The sequence below is a fragment of the Alphaproteobacteria bacterium genome, from assembly GCA_019746225.1.
GTDB lineage: Bacteria > Pseudomonadota > Alphaproteobacteria > Paracaedibacterales > VGCI01 > VGCI01.
In genome coordinates, this window is sequence record JAIESE010000033.1 from 21,033 (window position 1) to 39,071 (window position 18,039).

Genomic DNA, 18,039 nt, shown 5'->3' on the forward strand with positions numbered 1-18,039 from the left:
GCTTAATCTATGCAAGAGATTTATCCCAATCTCCCGCAATGGCTTGATAACAGGCCAACGCCGCTAATGCTGCCGTTTCAGCACGCAAAATTCGGGGCCCTAAGCTGATGCTTTTCGTAAATGAAAAGGACTTCAGATAGGCAATTTCTTGGGATGAAAATCCCCCTTCTGGACCCACCAAGAATCCAACCGAAGACCTCGGCGCAAGAGTGTGTAAACTTTGCGCAATAGAAGGCACTTCAGCGCGCTCTTCGCACACCAAGAGGGGGATATGTACATCCCATGACTCTAATGCCTTACTCAAAGGCTTTAAGGGATAAATTGTCGGAATATCAAACCGCTCGCATTGTTGGGCGGCGTCTACCACATTAGCCTGCAAACGTTCCTGATTCAGCCTCGTAATATTGCATCGCTCCGTCATTACTGGATAAAAATGGCGCACCCCCAGCTCTGTTGCTTTTTCGATCATGAACGTAAGAGGATCATGTTTAATCGGAGTGAAGAGAAGTGATAAATTTGGCCCCATAACGGCTGGTCGAAGCTGCTCTTCAATGGTGACCCTTGCACTTGACTTCGAGACCTCCGCTAAGTGGGCCGCCCATTCTCCATCCCGTTCATTAAAAACCGCCAGCCGATGACCAATCGCCGCACGTAAAACATGTCGCAAATAATGAGTTTGTCCCTCAGTCAAGGCTAAGACTTGATCCGTATATAGGTCGTCGGCATTATACAATCGTGTCATAGCTGGCTCCTCGAGTCTTTCACATCTCTTAGTTGTTGAGAGAATACCAAAAAGCGAGTAGGGTTTGTACAAAATTAAAAGGGGGGGGCTTTAATGACAAAAAAGCTGAAGAAGGACATACCAGGATTTAGTTTGATTGAGATCGCCCTTGTTTTGATCGTGATTGGAATTCTTGCAGGTGCCATCTTTAAAGGGCAGGACGTCCTTGAAGCGGCAAAAATTCGTGCTGTCCTCAACGATATTGACCGCATTCGAACCGCCTCTTCCCTCTACCACGATACGTTCGGCCAGTGGCCAGGAAATGATTCAAACGCCAAAGCTCGCTTCGGCCCTGGCGTTACCAATGGTCAAGGTAATGGCCTAATCTCAACAGAGGAAGCCCCCCAATTTTGGGTCCATTTAGCAAAAGCTGACCATCTTTCTGAAGATACGGCGCCTGCCTCAAAGTTAGGAGGTCATTTTACCGTTGAGGGAGACTTGGCCTTAAAGAAAAATTTCCTCATCCTCTCAGGCCCAGAGGGATCCGGAATTTTAACACCTAAGCAAGCCTCAGCCCTCAAAGCCAAAGCTGGGGAAAGCGATCCCTCAACAGGGCAAATACGCATCATCGAAGGTGCAGGCGCAGCTCCCGGCAGTTGCGTCAGTGGAGGCACATTTCATTTAGCAACAAAATCACCAACATGCATTGTTAGGGTGGAATTACATTAAAGACCATGATAATTGTAATATTATGGTATCTTTGTACATATGGAAAATTGAAAGGAAAAGATGATGTCAACTTTGGGTCACACAACAGATGGAAATTTCACAAAGGATGTTTTGGAATCAGGCGTGCCTGTTATCGTTGATTTTTGGGCAGAATGGTGTGGACCTTGCCGCATGATCGCTCCCATTTTGGAGGAAGTTGCCAAGGAAATGGGTGGCAAGATTAAAATCCTAAAGCTCAATATAGATGAGAATCCCACCATGCCTGCACAGCTCGGTGTTCGAAGCATCCCAACCTTAGCCTTGTTTAAAAATGGCCAAGCCATTTCAACAAAAGTCGGATTGTTAACCAAAAGCAAAATCATTGAGTGGGTAGGAACGGCTATCTAAGGAGAACGGGAGGCTCAAAAATAAGGTTTAATTTTGGCACTTTGATCTTTACATTCCAACATTTACCTTATTTAAAAGGTTGATTAGGTAAATTTTGGAATGAAGCCTGAGAAATAGCGATATCAGCTGAAGTAACAAGCCTACTGTTCTTCGAAATAGAGTCCACAATATACTCATTCACTTTATGAGAATAATGTGTCAAATCTTTATAATTATCTAGATCGCTTATAATTTCCAAATCCGTTTCAAAATCAAAAACTTTCGTATTCTTAAATTCTGACAAATTCACCAGCACTTCTTTTCTGAACTTTGCATCTTCATTGAACCCATCTGGGTTCAATGCACACTCTTGTTTGAAATAAGCTAAAGAAAGGGGCGGGAAAAAAATAATAAACTCAACTTCTGGATGAGACCTCAAAAGAGTTAGAAAGTTCCTCAATACATGGCTTCTACCCGTATAGACAGCTAAAGCCTTTTTCTTTAACAATCCCTCGTTATAGCTTGCCAACACGGCACTTTTAGAGAAATTTGCCTCCTGCCACCAAGAATTGTAGGACTCAAGGACTTGTCGAGGAGGCTGTAAGAAATCCATATGGAAATTTTTAAGAACAAGTCTCAAGGATTGAGAAAGCATATCCAAATTTAGCAAATACTTTATGTGAGCAACGAACCGGCGTTCATACAGAAATACTGGCATTTCCCTCTCTACAGGTCCTTTTATCTCATGAAAAAAATGTCGATCTAGCCCCCAAATTATCCTTTTAACCTTACCTGACTTTATGGCCGACTCAACAACAAGGATTTGTTCTGGAATGGTGGCCCCTGCAATAGAAAGTTTTAGGGGCGTGCCTCCTAATTTTTCTCTAACATTTCGCAGAGAAAAATTTTGCGTCATGGAGGTTCCTATAATCGCTGTATCAAAAGAAAATGTATGGATAAATGCGGCAACTTGCCATCGATCATTCTCATATAGGGGATAAGCATCCACACGCCGATAATACTGAAGGGGATCAACAATATAATTGATTATCACACAACAACTCGTTAGGGAGAAAAAAGCGAGCGCGAAATATAGTATAAACCCTCGTTTCACGATTAAAATCCTGAGTACAGAAATTGGTGAGGTTTATTTAACAACAAAATACCGACAGCCAATAAGATGCCTGATACAGCTCCCGCAAAAGGGAAAGCAAGCTTTGCCATTCGTCTGCCAGCACCCTCATAAGAAAGAAGGGTCAAATACATCTTGTGCGTTTCAGGGAGGATAAAGGCTATGCTTAAGCCAAACAAAATCGCAATATATTGCCATTTCGTCGAGAAATAAAGGGTCAAACCTTCATTCCCTGACAGAAGCAGTGAGCGAAAAATCCCAAGGGCCTGGTTCATATCTTGAGATCTGAAAATGACCCACCCCAAACTCACTAAGAGGAAAGTACTCAAAACCTTGAAGCCATGCATCCAAATTTGAGCCCCCTCACATGATAAATTCATCTTTGAGACAAATTTTCTTTGCTGATGATTGAGAACCAATAATACACCATGATACATCCCCCAAATTAAAAAGGTAAAAGAGGACCCATGCCAGATGCCACCAATGGCCATGACAATGATCAAATTAAAGGTATACCGCAACTCAGTGGTCCTGTTTCCTCCCAAGGGAATGTAAAGATAGTTCTTCAAAAAATTAGAAAGGCTCATGTGCCATCGACGCCAAAACTCGATGATGGATGTGGCTTGATAGGGAGAGTTAAAATTAAAAGGGATAGTTATCCCAAACAAGCGGGATAATCCAACAGCCATATCAGTATATCCTGAAAAATCAGCATATAATTGAAACGAATAGCATAGTGTGGCGAGGAGTGCGGTATGAAAACTTAATGCTATTTCCGCATTCACATCAAAAACAGAAGATACATATAGACCCAAAGGGTCGGCGATAAAAGTCTTTTTAAACAACCCCATAGAAAAGAAAAACAGAAAATAAATAACATTATCCATATTTATTTTCATCTGACTTTTCTGCAAGAGCTGGGGATAGAAATCTTTAAAAATCAAGATCGGACCACAGATGAGATGCGGAAAATAGCCAACAAATAGAGCATACTTCGGAAAAGTTAAGTGTTTAAAGTGTTGTTTGTAGCCATCAATAAGAAAAGCAATTTGGGTAAACGTGTAAAAGGATATTCCCAAAGGAATTCCTGAAGAATTCTCCCTGAAGAACAGAATCGGATATTTATACCACGCTAAAAACAATAGGTTAAACAATATACCACCAACCAGATACTGGGTTTGATATTTATGATCCGCCATTGTTTTATAAATGTAATAATTTACGTACGCAGATATGGTTAAAGGAATCAAGTCTTGCCATTGCCAAAAAGCATAAAAACCTATGGAAGAAAGAAGAAGCCAAGCGCTTTTATAGGAATCTAGCTTGTATTTTTGTAAGATCCAATACCCAGCAACCACAACTGGAAAAAAAAAGAAAACGAATTCAACACTAGAAAACAGCATATTTAACGTTCCTAACTTGCTTACCCGCTAGTGTCTCTTAGATGGGGAAAAACTTACCATGCAAGGGCAATAGTCTCAAGATTTATTCTCAAGGGCTCCTTTAACGACAAAGGCATTTGGCCTTACATCTTCTTGATCCAACAGGCGAGATCGTTTTCTTCTTCCTGAGACGTCCCGTCTGGTTGCAGCGTCTGCCATTTCGTCGAAAAAACAATAGGGGTTTTCACCAAACCATATCTGCCCCAAATGGTATCTGAATCAAAGTAATCTTTGGGGCGCAAAGGATGATCGAGAGGCCTTATCGCAGTTACCTGCATCATAGCCTCAAAATTCATGTCTTTCACTTCCTCAATAAGGCGATACATAAGCTTGGATCCCAATCCCATTTTGCGAAAACGAGGCTCAATAATTAACTCGCCCGCATAAAAATAATTTGAGGTATCAATACCTTGCGCTTTCATTGTCTCGGCCCAACCAACGACAAATAGGGCTGGGCATTCCAACGGCATGCCTGAATACAAACCCACAATTTCGTTATCTTGAAAAGCGATTACCAAAAGAGCTTGAGGTTCCGTAGTATACGCGCTTGTGTAACGAATTTCATCCTCGAGTTTTCCGACATAAAGATAGGGAAATTCGCGGAATTCTCTCATGCGCATTTCAGCAAGGGTTTGAATATAGGGTGCTGTTTGGCTCCCTTTGAACACTTCAATGCGAAATGTCATAGGTTGTCTCCTTCTTATTATTCTTCTCTACTCATGCTTAAATACAGCTTTTCTCTTTTCCAGGAAAGCATTCATTCCTTCTTGACGATCCTTCAAAGAAAAAGTCGCCTGAAACAACCGACGTTCAAAGCGAATTCCTTGATCTAAAGGCATATTTTCAGACGCTCTAATGGCTTCTTTCACCATTTGTACAATGGGTTGCGAAAAAGTTGCAATTTTCTTTGCCACTGCCACAGCCTCTTCCTTTAAGCGATCTTTCGGGACCACACGCGTCACAAGACCACACCTTTCGGCTTCAGACGCATCCATGAGACGTCCTGTAAGACACATCTCCATCGCCTTGGCTTTTCCAATCAACTGGGTGAGTCGTTGAGTGCCCCCACCCCCAGGGATGGTCCCCAGAGTAATTTCCGGCTGGCCAAAGCGCGCCGTATCGTCTGCGAAAATAATGTCGCACATCATGACAAGCTCACATCCGCCCCCCAGTGCATATCCTGAAACCGCGGCAACAATGGGTTTGCGACACTTTGCTAAATGCTCCCAAGCCTCTACAAAGTCATTTTTATAAACATCTGCATAGGTTAAATCCTTCATTTCTCGAATGTCCGCGCCAGCAGCAAAGGCTTTTCCATTGCCCATAAGCACAATTGCCCCTATTTCAGGATTGGCCTCAGCTTCGCTCAAAGCCTGGTTAAGATGTGAAATAAGGTCGTGAGACAAAGCATTTAAGGCTTCAGGACGGTTCAAGGCGATCACCATTACCCGATCTGAGATGTCTTTAACAATGAGTTTTTCTGTCATAATTCCCCCTTATTTATAAGCCTAAATTATTTTTTTAAACAAAGCACTTGAATTTTCTGTGTAAAGTACCTACATTTTCGTTAAGTTCTCCTGTGGGGATTAAAGATAATACAACCTTTATTTTATCCCCAAAACTTGGGAAAGAGGGATAATTAGAAGGTCGTGGACTTATTAAAGCGTATTGAAACCATTATTGAGGAGCCCCTGACTGCTCGCGGATACACCGTGGTGCGGCTTCAAATTTCAGGTGGAAACCGAAAAGTTCTCCAAATAATGATTGAACGACTAGACGAAGTTGCTATAAACGTTGATGATTGTACAACGGTGAGTCGCATGGTTTCAGTCTTGTTGGACGTGTCTGACCCCATAAAAGACCCCTATATTTTAGAAGTGTCATCACCTGGGTTAGAGCGTCCTTTGGTTAAGCTTAAGGATTTTCAACGTTTTTCTGGGGAAATGGTCCTTGTGACAACGCATCAGCCCATAAATGGACGCAAGCGTTTCCATGGGAGCTTAACATCTGCCGGAGAAGATGGAGTTCATCTGGATTTAACAGTCCCTGGAGAAGAGCCAACCTCCGTCGTCATTGAGCTAGAAAATATTCGAGCGGCGCGTCTATACGTAGACTTTGAAGCGCCAATAGTAAAATAAAGAATTAGGTAGAGGATTAAAATCGTGTCGAGTCAAAAATATAGGTCTTCTGATATGAATATGAGCAATCAGCCACGTCATGAACTTCTTCTCGTAGCAGAAACAGTTGCCCGCGAAAAGGGAATTGAACGGGAAGATGTCATTTTGGCCATGGAACAGGCCATTCAAAAGGCTGCTAAAGCTAAATATGGTATGGAACGAGACATTCGGGCAATTATCGATCGATCAACGGGTGAAGTTGATATCCAAAAGTGTTTGACGGTTGTCGATGAAGTTGTCGAACCTCTCACTGAACTCACCTTAAGCGAAGCAAAAGAGCGTGATCCAAAGGCTAAAGTTGGCGATGTCATTACAGAAATGTTGCCGCCGATAGAATTTGGTCGTGTTGCCGCCCAAAGCGCCCGTCAAGTTATTTTCCAAAAGGTACGCGACGCCGAACGCGCCCAGCAGTACATTGAATATAAAGACAAGGTTGGTCAAATTATCAGTGGGTTGGTTAAACGCGTAGAATTTGGCAATGTGGTTATGGATCTTGGCCGAACAGAGGCGATTCTGCGCCGCGAAGACACCATCCCTCGCGAAACATTTCGTGTTGGCGACCGAACCCGCGTCTATATTGCCGATGTTCGCCCTGAAACACGTGGCCCTATGATCTTTTTGTCACGGACCCATCCTCAGTTCATGATGAAATTGTTCGAGCAAGAAGTCCCGGAAATTTATGATGGTATTATCGAAGTTAAAGCAGTTGCTCGGGATCCGGGGAGCCGCGCTAAACTTGCTGTGCACACCAACGACCCCAGTATCGATCCCGTCGGTGCGTGCGTTGGAATGAGAGGCAGCCGCGTCCAAGCTGTTGTTTCGGAATTGCAAGGTGAGAAAGTCGATATTATCCCTTGGTCCAGCAATCCAGCAACTTTTGTGGTCAATGCTTTGGCACCAGCAGAAGTTATGAAGGTCGTCTTGGATGAAGAAAATCATCGTGTTGACGTTGTTGTCGAAGAAGAACAGCTGAGCCTTGCCATCGGCCGTCGCGGCCAGAATGTGCGTTTGGCGTCTCAATTAACGGGTTGGAATATTGATATTCTAACAGAAACTGAAGAAACAACCCGCCGCACTGAAGAAAATGCCAATCGCACGAAATTATTTATGGAAGCTTTGGATGTGGATGAGATGATTGGCCAATTATTAGCCTCAGAAGGATTTACCTCCATTGAAGAAATAGCTTATGTTCCCATAAGCGAATTCGCTAACATTGAAGGATTTGATGAAGAGCTCAGCCAAGAGCTTCAAAACAGGGCCATTACTTACATTGACCAACAAGACGTTCGACAGCTTGAAGAATGCAAAGTGTTGGGATTAGCTAAAGAAGTAATGGATATTGATGGATTAACCCCTGAAATGCTGTTAAAGTTAGCAAAAAATGGTATAAAGTCTTTGGATGATTTCGCAGATCTAGCCGGAGATGAGTTATTAGATATAGTTGGAAGGTCAGCTCTGCCTTTGGAACGTGCAAATGTTATGATTATGGCTGCACGGTCTCATTGGTTCGAAGATGAACAACCAACAAAGTCTGATTAAAAGTTAGAATATTTAGGCGAGAAACAGGATGAGTAAAACGACCGACCAGGGTGAAAAAAAGACCCTGACGTTGAGTAAAAAGCTAGATGCAAAAAAGGTCGTTGAGTCAGATCAAGTTCGACAGAGCTTCTCCCATGGCCGCTCAAAGACTGTAGCCGTTGAGGTTAAGCGCAAACGTGTGCCCATGCCGGGTGATATTGTTGAGGAAAAACCTGTTGAGACACCCTTGCCCGAAGTTGCCCAACAAGCTCCCACGGAGCCTCAAAAATCCACAACATCTGCTAAAAGCCTCACAGAAGATGAGCTTGTTAATCGCATTAAGGTTGTCCAAGAAGCGTTAAAAGCAGGCGCGATGGAATCCGAAGAGCGCTCCCGCCGTGAGGCAGAAGAAGCCGAGTGGCGCCGCCAAATGGACGAGCTTAAGAAAAATCGCCAGCAGGAAGAACAAAGCCGTAAAGACGCCAAACAGCTAAGCGATCAACCAGAAGCAAGCCCCTCTGAAACCATACAACCTGACCAAACACCTACGAAACTGGATACACATCATGGTGAGGAAAGACCCCACGTTTCTCCATCTGCAAAAGCACTCTCTGACGACGAAGATGAAGAAGGGAGCAGCCGCAGAAAAGCTGGCACTCGTGGAGTAGAAGCAAAAAAGATCGCCACTCCTGTTGCTAAGAAGGAATTCGAACAACCTCGCAAATTGAACCGCCAGACGATTACCAGGGCCTTATCGGGTGAAGAAGAAAGCCGTGGTCGTTCTTTAGCTTCTTTGCGTCGTGCCCGTCAAAAGCAAAAGCAAAGCATGGAGCAAACCGAACAAATTAAAGTTGTTCGGGAAGTCATTATCCCCGATATCATCACGGTGAGTGAACTTGCGAATCGTATGGCTGTGCGAGGAGCAGACGTTATTAAATCCCTCATGAAATTAGGGATGATGGTTACCATTAATCAACCCATAGATGCAGACACTGCCGAACTCCTGTGTAGTGAATTCGGCCATAAATTCAAACGCATTTCTGAATCAGATATTGAGCTTGGATTACGCGGTGAAGAGGATACGGGCGAAAATATGATTCATCGCGCCCCGGTTGTCACTGTTATGGGCCACGTGGATCATGGTAAAACCTCCCTTCTTGATGCTTTGCGTAAAACAGACGTTGTGGCTGGTGAAGCCGGAGGTATTACGCAACACATTGGGGCGTATCAGGTAACCTTGAAATCCGGCCAAAAGATCACCTTTATTGACACTCCAGGCCACGCTGCCTTTACAGAAATGCGCGCCAGAGGTGCCAACGTTACTGACATTGTTGTGCTTGTTGTTGCTGCTGATGACGGCATCATGGAACAAACAATAGAAGCCATCCACCATGCGAAGGCCGCAAAAGTCCCCATGGTTGTTGCTATCAACAAAATGGATAAACCAGATGCAAGCCCAGAACGCGTGCGGTCCGAACTGTTACAGCATGAAGTTGTTCTTGAAGAATTTGGGGGAGAGGTTCTCTCTGTCGAAGTTTCGGCTAAGAAATTGCTCAATCTCGATTTATTGGAAGAAAAGATCTTACTGCAAGCCGAAGTTTTGGATTTGAAATCAAACCCGAATCGCCCCGCAGAAGGGGTTGTCATTGAAGCCCAAATCGACAAAGGACGCGGTACCGTTGCCACAATCCTCATTCAGCGCGGTACCTTAAGAATTGGGGATATCTTTGTTGCAGGTACGGAATGGGGCCGTGTCCGCGCTCTTGTCAATGATCATGGACACAAAATTGAGCTTGTAACACCCGCAATGCCCGCTGAAGTCGTTGGGTTTAATGGTGTGCCTGCCGCCGGTGATGAGTTCTTTGTGGTTGAAACCGAAGCCCGCGCCCGCGAAGTTGCTGAATTCCGTCAGCGTCGGGAACGCGATGCAAAAGCTGCTGCATCAGCACGCAGTTCCATGGAACAAATGATGACGCAGATTGCGGCCGGAGAGGTTCGCGAACTCCCTCTCGTCATCAAATCAGACGTTCAAGGATCTTTAGAAGCCATTCAAGCCAGTTTAGCCAAGTTGTCAACGAATGAAGTGAACGTTCGCGTTCTTCACGGCGGTGTCGGTGGCATTAATGAAAGTGACATCACGCTCGCTCGCGCCTCTAACGGCATCGTTATTGGGTTCAATGTGCGCACCAACCCACAAGCCCGTGAACTCGCCAAACGCGACACCGTTGAGATTCGTTACTATTCAATTATTTATGATGTCATTGATGATATGAAAGCATTGATGAGTGGCCTCCTTGCGCCGACATTACGCGAGAAGTTCTTGGGCTTTGTTGAAATTCGCCAAGTCTTTAGCATCAGTAAAATTGGCAAAGTTGCCGGGTGCTATGTCACCGAGGGCGTTGTCAAACGCGGCGCTAAGATCCGCCTCTTGCGCGATAGCGTGGTCATTCATGAAGGGGAGCTGGCATCCCTGAAGCGCTTCAAAGACGAAGTCAAAGAAGTCAAAGAATCTTATGAATGCGGTATCGTATTAGAAAATTACAACGATATTCAAGAAAAAGACGTTCTTGAGTGTTATGAGATAGAGAGCATTGCCCGCCAGATTTAGGGGCAATGGAGAACGATGACAAAACGACACGACGACGAACTCTTTACCCCCAAAAAGGCACCCAAACACCGTCAGCTTCGGATGGGTGAAGAAGTGCGTCATGTGCTGTCAACCTTGTTTTTACGCGCGAAATTCCCAGAACCAGGCTTGCCCACAACCGTTACCATCACGCAAGTCCAACTGTCTCCCGATTTACAAAATGCAACCGTATTTGTCATGCCTTTAGGCGGTCTCTATCGTGAAGAAGTTTTGGCTTACCTGAAAGAACATACCGGATACATCCGTCACCAATTGGGTAAAGAACTCAAGTCGAAATTCACCCCTGCGTTACGCTTTCGCCTCGATGAATCCTTTGATCAAGCAGAGCGCATCGAAAAGCTCTTGAAAGAAGATAAAGAGCGGTAGGGTGGTGCATATGGATTAATGCCATATGCTGTAATAGTTTGAATTAATTTAAATACCCCTCTCCCACCCTTTACGCTTCGCTAAAGGTCGACCTCTCCCACAAGGGGAGAGGTAATAACAGCCATATTCTAGTGATCTTCATAACACGTGTATTTTCACCTCTCCCCTTGTGGGAGAGGTCGCCTTGGAGCTTTGCTCCATGGCGGGTGAGGGGTTGGTCTAGAAACTACTCCTTAAAGTTGAGTTCTTTATGAATGCGAATAAACCTCAAAGCAATGATCGACATCACAGCAATCACCGTCAAATATACCGCAGGAACCATCTTGGATCCTGTTCGATCAATAAGGTAGGTCACAATCACCCCAACGGTTCCCCCAAATAAGGGCCCGCTGATATTGGTCGTAATCGCAATGGCGGAATAGCGGATAGCTGTTGGAAAGGCCTCAACCATCATCGCAGCGGTAGGTCCAAAGTATCCACCCGCCGCAATCGCAAAGACAAGCTGCGCCCAAAATATGGTCATCATATTTGACGTGCTATTCATCAGGAAAAACAACGGAATCGTTCCCACAACAAAGATGGCAGCAGCACCAGCCATGACCTTTTTCCGACCGATGATATCCGACAGCCACGCCCCTAAAACCGTGAATACACACACAAGAAATAGGTTGATGGTGTTGATGGTAAAGGCCATGCTTTCCCCAATGTTCAACTGTGTTGTCATAAATGTGGGCATATACGTGAACAACATGTAAAAGCTCAAATCATGCAAGCCTACAGCCAACACCACAATCGTCAACGCTTTCCCGTGCTTGGCAAAGACTTCTTTGGCCGGATGTTGAGAGACCTTGCCCGACTTTTTAATGCCCAAATATTCAGGAGATTCGGGTATTTGTTGACGCAAATAATAGCCCACGAAACAGATGAAAATCCCTAACAAGAAGGGAATCCGCCAGCCCCAAGCGTTCAAGGCATCTTCTCCCAATGCATAGGAAAACAACATTGCTGTAGCAGAGCCCAACAATATACCCACCAAACAGCTGGTAATCGCAAAGCTGCCGATCAGTCCACGACGTTTGGGATCTGAGTGCTCTGTGGTGAAAGTGATCGAGCCCCCGTAGTTCCCACCCATGGAAAAACCTTGAAACATTCTCATAATAATCAGCATAATAGAAGCTGCTATCCCAATTTCCTCATAGGTTGGCAGCAATCCAATCACAGCCGTTGGGATGGCCATCATCCAGATGGTCAAAACCAGAGCCTGTTTGCGCCCTACTTTGTCCCCAATGTGACCAAAAATGACGCCGCCAAGGGGGCGAACAAAGAATCCGACCGCAAAAACACCGAACGCTTTGATCAGCTCCGTGGTTTCATCGGCCGACGGGAAAAAGAGCTTCCCAATAATAGGCGCAAAATACGCAAATAAAATAAAATCATAAAATTCAAAAATGTTCCCCATCATGCTGGTAACAACGGTCTTAAATAAAGGCTTAGACATAACAATCTCCAAATAGAAATCCTTCTCCCACGAAAAAGATTCGGGTTAAATTTACTTTAAATTAGGTTTGTTGAATTGGGAATATAAAAAGGGTATGTCGACGTCAGCCGACGAGTAGAAGAGAGAGGATAGCAAATGGTGAAATACGTATGGTCATGAAATTCTCAATCATTAATATCAATTTGATCAATAACATAAGGAAAAAAGGTCGTCAAGATTTTTGTCATGATCGTATTATAGGATACGATCATGGTTAATGGGCTTACCTGTTCTTTTGCTTCCCTGAGCAGCCTTTACGCTTTAAAAAAAGGGCGCCAAAGCTCCCTTTTTTCAATACAAATAAACCCTTTTTACACAATAATGCTGATGTGTGCCGCGGCATCAGTTGGCAATACATAGAGTTGACTGATGCTGGTTTGCCCAGTAAAGACAACATCCGCAAAGACGATCGTGCTTCCATTGTTAAAATGCACCGCCACCCTATCGTTTGGAATGTCATAAACAGCGGGTGATAGGGAGGCGCCGCCCACATCGAGGGTATGGGTAGTGTTTGTTGCAGGATCCACAAACGATCTCGTACTTCTTGCAAAGTACCCGCCTGCATTAACAACATTAGCTTCTAAGGAAGTATCGGTAATAGAAGAGATTTGCGCATCAATGTCCTGGATTGCCGTATTCCCGCTGACATGAGCCACATTTTTGAAAGCGAGATTGTCTTGTTGAACCCATAATGTATTTGCGACGCTATTATTTCCGGATTGACTTGAATCAGTATCAGGACTGCCAACGCCAACAGCCAAATTTGGAGAAAATCCATTGAAGTCCATCAAGACATCCCGATTCCATCCTTGGCTAATATCAAACACGAACGTATCAGATCCGACAGCCACGCCAGTAGTAGAAACGCTCGCTATTGCCGTGAAAGTGCCGACACTAGATGGATCATTAAAAGCAACTGGGGCACCGCTCGTTGGAGTATTGTTCACCCCCCCAGCTGTCGTCATATTATCCCCCCAGATTAGATCGTCCCCTTGGCCGCCCTGGAGTGTATCATTTCCTTGAAATGTCCCATGTCCTGTAGCAATTGTACCACCAATCACTGTAGCCCCAGGGACAGTTACGTTTGCTCCTCGCTCATAATATGAGTTCAAGGGGCTGTCGTCACCGACCAAGACATCATTACCAGCCCCCCCATAGAGATGATCCGCTCCCTTGAGAGTTGTTAACTGGCTAACGTCAATGGTTCCCGATTGAAATATATTTTGCTGATTTCGGTCGCCTATGAGGGTATCGTTGCCACTGCCCCCGCTCATAGAATCATTACCATCTACAAATAGACCAACAAGTCCATAACCGGTAAATTTAACAACAACATTTGCTCTGTCTCCTGCCATGAAATCATTCCCACTCCCTCCATCCATATTGTCTGAACTCATGAATTTGTTGAGAAAGAGAGTACCAGGTGTTAAGATTAACCCATCTAGGGTTTCTCCCAAGATAATTTGCCAAGAAAACTTCTCACCAACTATTATATCATTTCCGTCACCCCCTACGAAGGTACTCGTATTCGAAGTTTCTGAATTATACATGTCCCCTTGCAAGCTTTCTGCCCCATATCCAACACCTACAAGAACATCATCACCTGCTCCGCCATTTAATATGTCTCCCCCTGAGTTCATAGGCATTGTTCTATTCATCATGTTTAACTTTTCAAATCCAAAATCTCCTATGAGAATATCATTTCCGGAACCGCCGAGGAGAATATCATGCCCTAAGACCACACTTGATATCCCTATTTCAGTCGTTACTTTATAGAAACCGCCACGATCCCCTATGAGCAGATCATCTCCGGTACCCCCTAAGAGAAGATCATTGCCATAGGTTGCCGTGCCGCCAATTATAGGAGCTGAATCTTGTGTATCGCCCACGAGGACATTTTTTCCACCCCCGCCAATCAAATCACCGCCATAGAGAATGTCATTGCCGAGACCCCCATAAATGGTGTCATCCCCCTGCCCACCGACCAGGATGTCACTCATATTTCCCCCTTTAATGAGGTCGTTCCCCTTACCGCCGTAAACGATGAGGTTATAATTGGAGTAAGGACCAGATGAATAGTCAATCGTGTCGCCTGCGTTGGTTCCAAATTTAATTTTAACAGCCATGAAACGTGCTCCTTTTTAAAGGGGGGATGGAAGGTTTTTAAGGCCTTAATCACCATTCCCGGGTTAATATCGAAATCAACACAGACGAAAGTTTATTCTCATGCCAATAGATATATTATGTATTCAATACTTAATATAGATTTAATTATTTATAAATCAATATATCGTTTTCTAATTTTTCTATTTATTATGAAATTTTATATTTATATGGCTATTTACATAGATATTAATTTAGATTTATTTGCGAAAAATGGAGGATTTTGTTTGTTCTTTTTAAGAAAAAGGCATTTTCAGGGGTTTTAAAATTTGAAAAAACCTGTTTTAGCAGGCTTGATATAAATGAGTCTCATAATTGTGTGTTTATGGGACTCATTTATATCAAGCCTGCTTGTCCATGATTTTATTAGCTTTGAAAGCAGATGGCGGGTGAGTTGTATTTTCCCATTATAACTTCACGCAACAGCTGTTTCGATAGCCTTATCCAACTCATTCGGCTTATGGTCACTTCCCAACACATATTGAATGAGGTAATAGCCACCATAAAACAAAGGTGTGCTGCACAGGGTGAAGAAAAGCTTGAATAGGAAAGAGTTGCCAATGAGCGCGCCCATACGTTCAATGGGGAGAACACCAAAGAAACTCATGAAACTGATGACAATGGTCGTATCCAACAACAATGAAATCGCTGTGGAGGTATTGTTTCGAAGCCACAACCATTTGTCGCCCGTGAGCTTTCGAACCCATAAATAAACATATATATCAAAAACTTGAGTGATGTAACAGGCCATAAGAGATCCAATAAACGCCACATTGTAAAGGCCAAATACCTTGTTAAAGGTATGATTATCAATTTTGGACCAGGACGTGGCAGGCAGCGCATCCATAAACGCAATCGCAACCGCAATAAATAGACTCATGCCAATTGCAAGCTTGACGGAATATCGGGCTCTATCCTTGCCAAAGAATTCTGTAACAAGGGCAGTCACCAAGAAGCTTAGGGGATATAACACGGTCCCGGCGGATAACTCCAGGCTTGTGAAGGGAATATGAACGAACTTTTGGTATATCAAGTTGCTCATGACAACAAGCACGGAAAAGAGAGCACATAGCGTTGTGTAGGTTTTATCCGAAGCAGACATCATCATTCACCTTATCCAGCGACTTGGTTCACCAATCGTTCAAATTCATCCTCAGACTCAACGTTAGGGATTGGGGCCGGTGCAATAAGCCCATCTTCAGAGATTTCATCATACTCAACGCGGCTGTCCGTCTCTTCCGTCTCAGTATCAGCATTATCGACGGTGAGCTCCCCTTCCGGTTTACCTTCTTCCCCATAAACAGACTTCATGAATCTCGACCAAACTTTCAAGGGCAAACGTGCCCCCGTTGATTTTTTAGCCATAAGGGCGTTGTTATCATTTCCTGTCCAAACGCCAGCGACAAGATCGGGGGTGTACCCAATAAAGTTGGCATCTAAGTCACCGTTACTGCCGGTTTTTCCAGCAACGGGAAAGGACATCTTCGCCCCACGTCCTGTACCATTGTTAACCACGCCGGTGAGCATTTCATTCATTTGACGGACATACTTGGCATCAACCACAGGGCTGCCGACTTCCGCTTGGCGCTGATAAAGGATCATTCCAGCCTTGTCTTTAATCAGCAAAATTCCATAGGGCCATACACTATTCCCATTATTCGCAAAAGTTGCAAAGGCAGCTGTGAGGTCTAGAAGGGTCACTTCCGTGGTCCCAATGGCCATGCTGAGGTCTGGAACAATTCTGCCGTTAATTCCCAATCGCCTGGCAACTTCAATAATGCGCTTTGTTCCAATTTGTTGGGCAATGCGAATCGTACAGGTGTTGATAGACTTTGCTAAAGCCTCTTTAAGGCTATAGTCTTCCCCTTCTAAATAGCGATATTGATGTTTGCCAAAGTTTTTAGCGGTCCAAGGTCCAATCGTAACGGGTTCATCGGAAACGCGGGTCTCTGGGCTCATTCCATATTCGAGAGCAGCAAGATATACAAACATTTTCCAAGAGGATCCAGATTGTCTTAAAGCTTGCGTTACCCTGTTAAATTGGCTCCCTTGATAACTTTTACCACCCACCATCGCCTGAACCGCACCATTTGGGGTCATCACAACCATAGCGATTTCGCTGGTTTTCAACTCTTTCCCCATGTCTTCAAGCAAGTTAATAGCAGATTCTTCCGCTTTCTGTTGCATGGGCAAATTAAGGGTGGTCACCACTACCAAATCCTTATCCAAGATGGTCACGTAGTTGGAAATCGAATCGTAAACCCAGTCAGCAAAGAATTGATATCCCTTCCCCGACTTAGCCGTTTCTGCCATATGAGCATCCGCTTGACGCATATATTCATCTGCAGAACGTATGTAACCAGCCTCTTGCATTTGGTCGAGAACGACTTTTGCGCGAGCTCGAGAGCGCTCAGGATGGGCTGTTGGAGAGTATCGAGAGGGTGCTTTGAGCAGGCCCGCTATGACAGCGGCCTCGTAAACAGTCAGCTGACGAGCCGATTTTTTAAAATACTTGTGGGCAGCGGCATCCACCCCATAGGTGCCGGCTCCAAAATAGACGCGATTCAGATATATCGTCATTATCTGATCTTTTGTGAAGTGCCACTCTAGCCATACGGCCATGATGGCTTCCTGAATTTTCCGACGCAAGGAACGATCGTTGGTATTATACATGCCTTGTGTCATCAGGAAATTCTTGGCCAACTGCTGTGTGATCGTAGAGCCACCTTGAACAACACGATCCGCACGATAGTTCGTATAAGCTGCCCGAACCAAACCAATAACATCGACACCAAAGTGACTATAAAAGCGACGATCCTCAATGGCCATAAGGGCTTGGGGAATGTAGGGCGAAAGCTCTTGAACACGAATCATGTCCTCATAGAGATCGCCATAAGTTCCGATCACCGTTCCGTCTTGCGTCATAATAGTAACACTTGGACGTCGTGCTGTTGTTTGAAGACGACCTATGTCAGGTAAGTCATAACTGAACCAAAGAATGCCGAGGCCCCCTAAGCACATGATCCAAATGCCCATGGTCAACATGAGACGAAATATGACCCATTTTATTGAAACTTTACGGCGCTTTTTGGAGGGCGGTTTCCGGCCACCACCACCCCGGCCACCTGATTTACGCTTTGGTTTGCCAGAATCATGAGAATGAGACTCCCCCTCTCCCCACGATAGGGTGGGACGTTCAAAACCAAACAGAGTAGAAGGTTGTCTCGCCACAATTTACCTT

15 protein-coding genes are annotated in these 18,039 nt (G+C 44.5%); 6 read left to right on the plus strand and 9 right to left on the minus strand.

Features of this window, described 5'->3' with window-relative positions:
* Positions 1-7: 7 nt before the first annotated feature.
* Positions 8-742: a 16S rRNA (uracil(1498)-N(3))-methyltransferase gene (locus tag K2Y18_05865; GenBank protein MBX9805261.1), complete on the minus strand. Its 735-nt coding sequence runs from the start codon at positions 740-742 to the stop codon at positions 8-10.
* A 93-nt stretch (positions 743-835) separates the two neighbouring features.
* Here K2Y18_05865 and K2Y18_05870 point away from each other — a divergent pair, with 93 nt between their 5' ends.
* Positions 836-1,450: a prepilin-type N-terminal cleavage/methylation domain-containing protein gene (locus K2Y18_05870; protein ID MBX9805262.1), complete on the plus strand. Its 615-nt coding sequence runs from the start codon at positions 836-838 to the stop codon at positions 1,448-1,450.
* Positions 1,451-1,513: 63 nt separating this feature from the next.
* Positions 1,514-1,837 carry a thioredoxin gene (gene trxA / locus K2Y18_05875; GenBank protein MBX9805263.1) on the plus strand — a complete coding sequence of 108 codons (324 nt, stop codon included), beginning with the start codon at positions 1,514-1,516 and terminating at the stop codon, positions 1,835-1,837.
* 67 nt (positions 1,838-1,904) lie between these two features.
* Here the strand turns inward: trxA and K2Y18_05880 are convergent, their stop codons facing one another.
* From K2Y18_05880 to K2Y18_05895, 4 genes are all read right to left on the minus strand, one after another.
* Positions 1,905-2,870 (minus strand): hypothetical protein, encoded by a 966-nt coding sequence (locus K2Y18_05880; protein MBX9805264.1) that lies wholly within the window; start codon positions 2,868-2,870, stop codon positions 1,905-1,907.
* 62 nt (positions 2,871-2,932) lie between these two features.
* On the minus strand, positions 2,933-4,351 hold the full coding sequence (locus tag K2Y18_05885; GenBank protein ID MBX9805265.1) for an MBOAT family protein: 1,419 nt from the start codon (positions 4,349-4,351) through the stop codon (positions 2,933-2,935).
* Positions 4,352-4,473: 122 nt separating this feature from the next.
* Positions 4,474-5,076 (minus strand): GNAT family N-acetyltransferase, encoded by a 603-nt coding sequence (locus K2Y18_05890; protein ID MBX9805266.1) that lies wholly within the window; start codon positions 5,074-5,076, stop codon positions 4,474-4,476.
* Between the two features lie 27 nt (positions 5,077-5,103).
* Positions 5,104-5,877, minus strand: coding sequence for an enoyl-CoA hydratase/isomerase family protein (locus tag K2Y18_05895; GenBank protein ID MBX9805267.1), 774 nt, complete (start codon positions 5,875-5,877; stop codon positions 5,104-5,106).
* Positions 5,878-6,039: 162 nt separating this feature from the next.
* Here K2Y18_05895 and K2Y18_05900 point away from each other — a divergent pair, with 162 nt between their 5' ends.
* From K2Y18_05900 to rbfA, 4 genes are read left to right on the plus strand one after another with little or no spacing between them, the layout of a single operon-like run.
* Positions 6,040-6,528, plus strand: coding sequence for a ribosome maturation factor RimP (locus K2Y18_05900; GenBank protein ID MBX9805268.1), 489 nt, complete (start codon positions 6,040-6,042; stop codon positions 6,526-6,528).
* Between the two features lie 54 nt (positions 6,529-6,582).
* Positions 6,583-8,106, plus strand: a complete 1,524-nt coding sequence (gene nusA / locus K2Y18_05905; protein MBX9805269.1) for a transcription termination factor NusA — start codon at positions 6,583-6,585, stop codon at positions 8,104-8,106.
* A 28-nt stretch (positions 8,107-8,134) separates the two neighbouring features.
* A complete protein-coding gene (gene infB / locus K2Y18_05910; GenBank protein ID MBX9805270.1) occupies positions 8,135-10,693 on the plus strand; it encodes a translation initiation factor IF-2 in 2,559 nt (852 codons plus the stop codon).
* Positions 10,694-10,708: 15 nt separating this feature from the next.
* On the plus strand, positions 10,709-11,098 hold the full coding sequence (gene rbfA / locus K2Y18_05915) for a 30S ribosome-binding factor RbfA (GenBank protein ID MBX9805271.1): 390 nt from the start codon (positions 10,709-10,711) through the stop codon (positions 11,096-11,098).
* Between the two features lie 226 nt (positions 11,099-11,324).
* Here rbfA and K2Y18_05920 read toward each other — a convergent pair whose 3' ends face one another.
* From K2Y18_05920 to K2Y18_05935, 4 genes are all read right to left on the minus strand, one after another.
* Entirely contained in the window at positions 11,325-12,596 is a 1,272-nt protein-coding gene (locus tag K2Y18_05920; protein MBX9805272.1) for an MFS transporter, read from the minus strand.
* Between the two features lie 350 nt (positions 12,597-12,946).
* Positions 12,947-14,761 (minus strand): hypothetical protein, encoded by a 1,815-nt coding sequence (locus K2Y18_05925; protein ID MBX9805273.1) that lies wholly within the window; start codon positions 14,759-14,761, stop codon positions 12,947-12,949.
* 452 nt (positions 14,762-15,213) lie between these two features.
* Positions 15,214-15,900, minus strand: coding sequence for a queuosine precursor transporter (locus K2Y18_05930; GenBank protein MBX9805274.1), 687 nt, complete (start codon positions 15,898-15,900; stop codon positions 15,214-15,216).
* Between the two features lie 11 nt (positions 15,901-15,911).
* Positions 15,912-18,029 carry a PBP1A family penicillin-binding protein gene (locus K2Y18_05935; GenBank protein ID MBX9805275.1) on the minus strand — a complete coding sequence of 706 codons (2,118 nt, stop codon included), beginning with the start codon at positions 18,027-18,029 and terminating at the stop codon, positions 15,912-15,914.
* Positions 18,030-18,039: the final 10 nt, after the last annotated feature.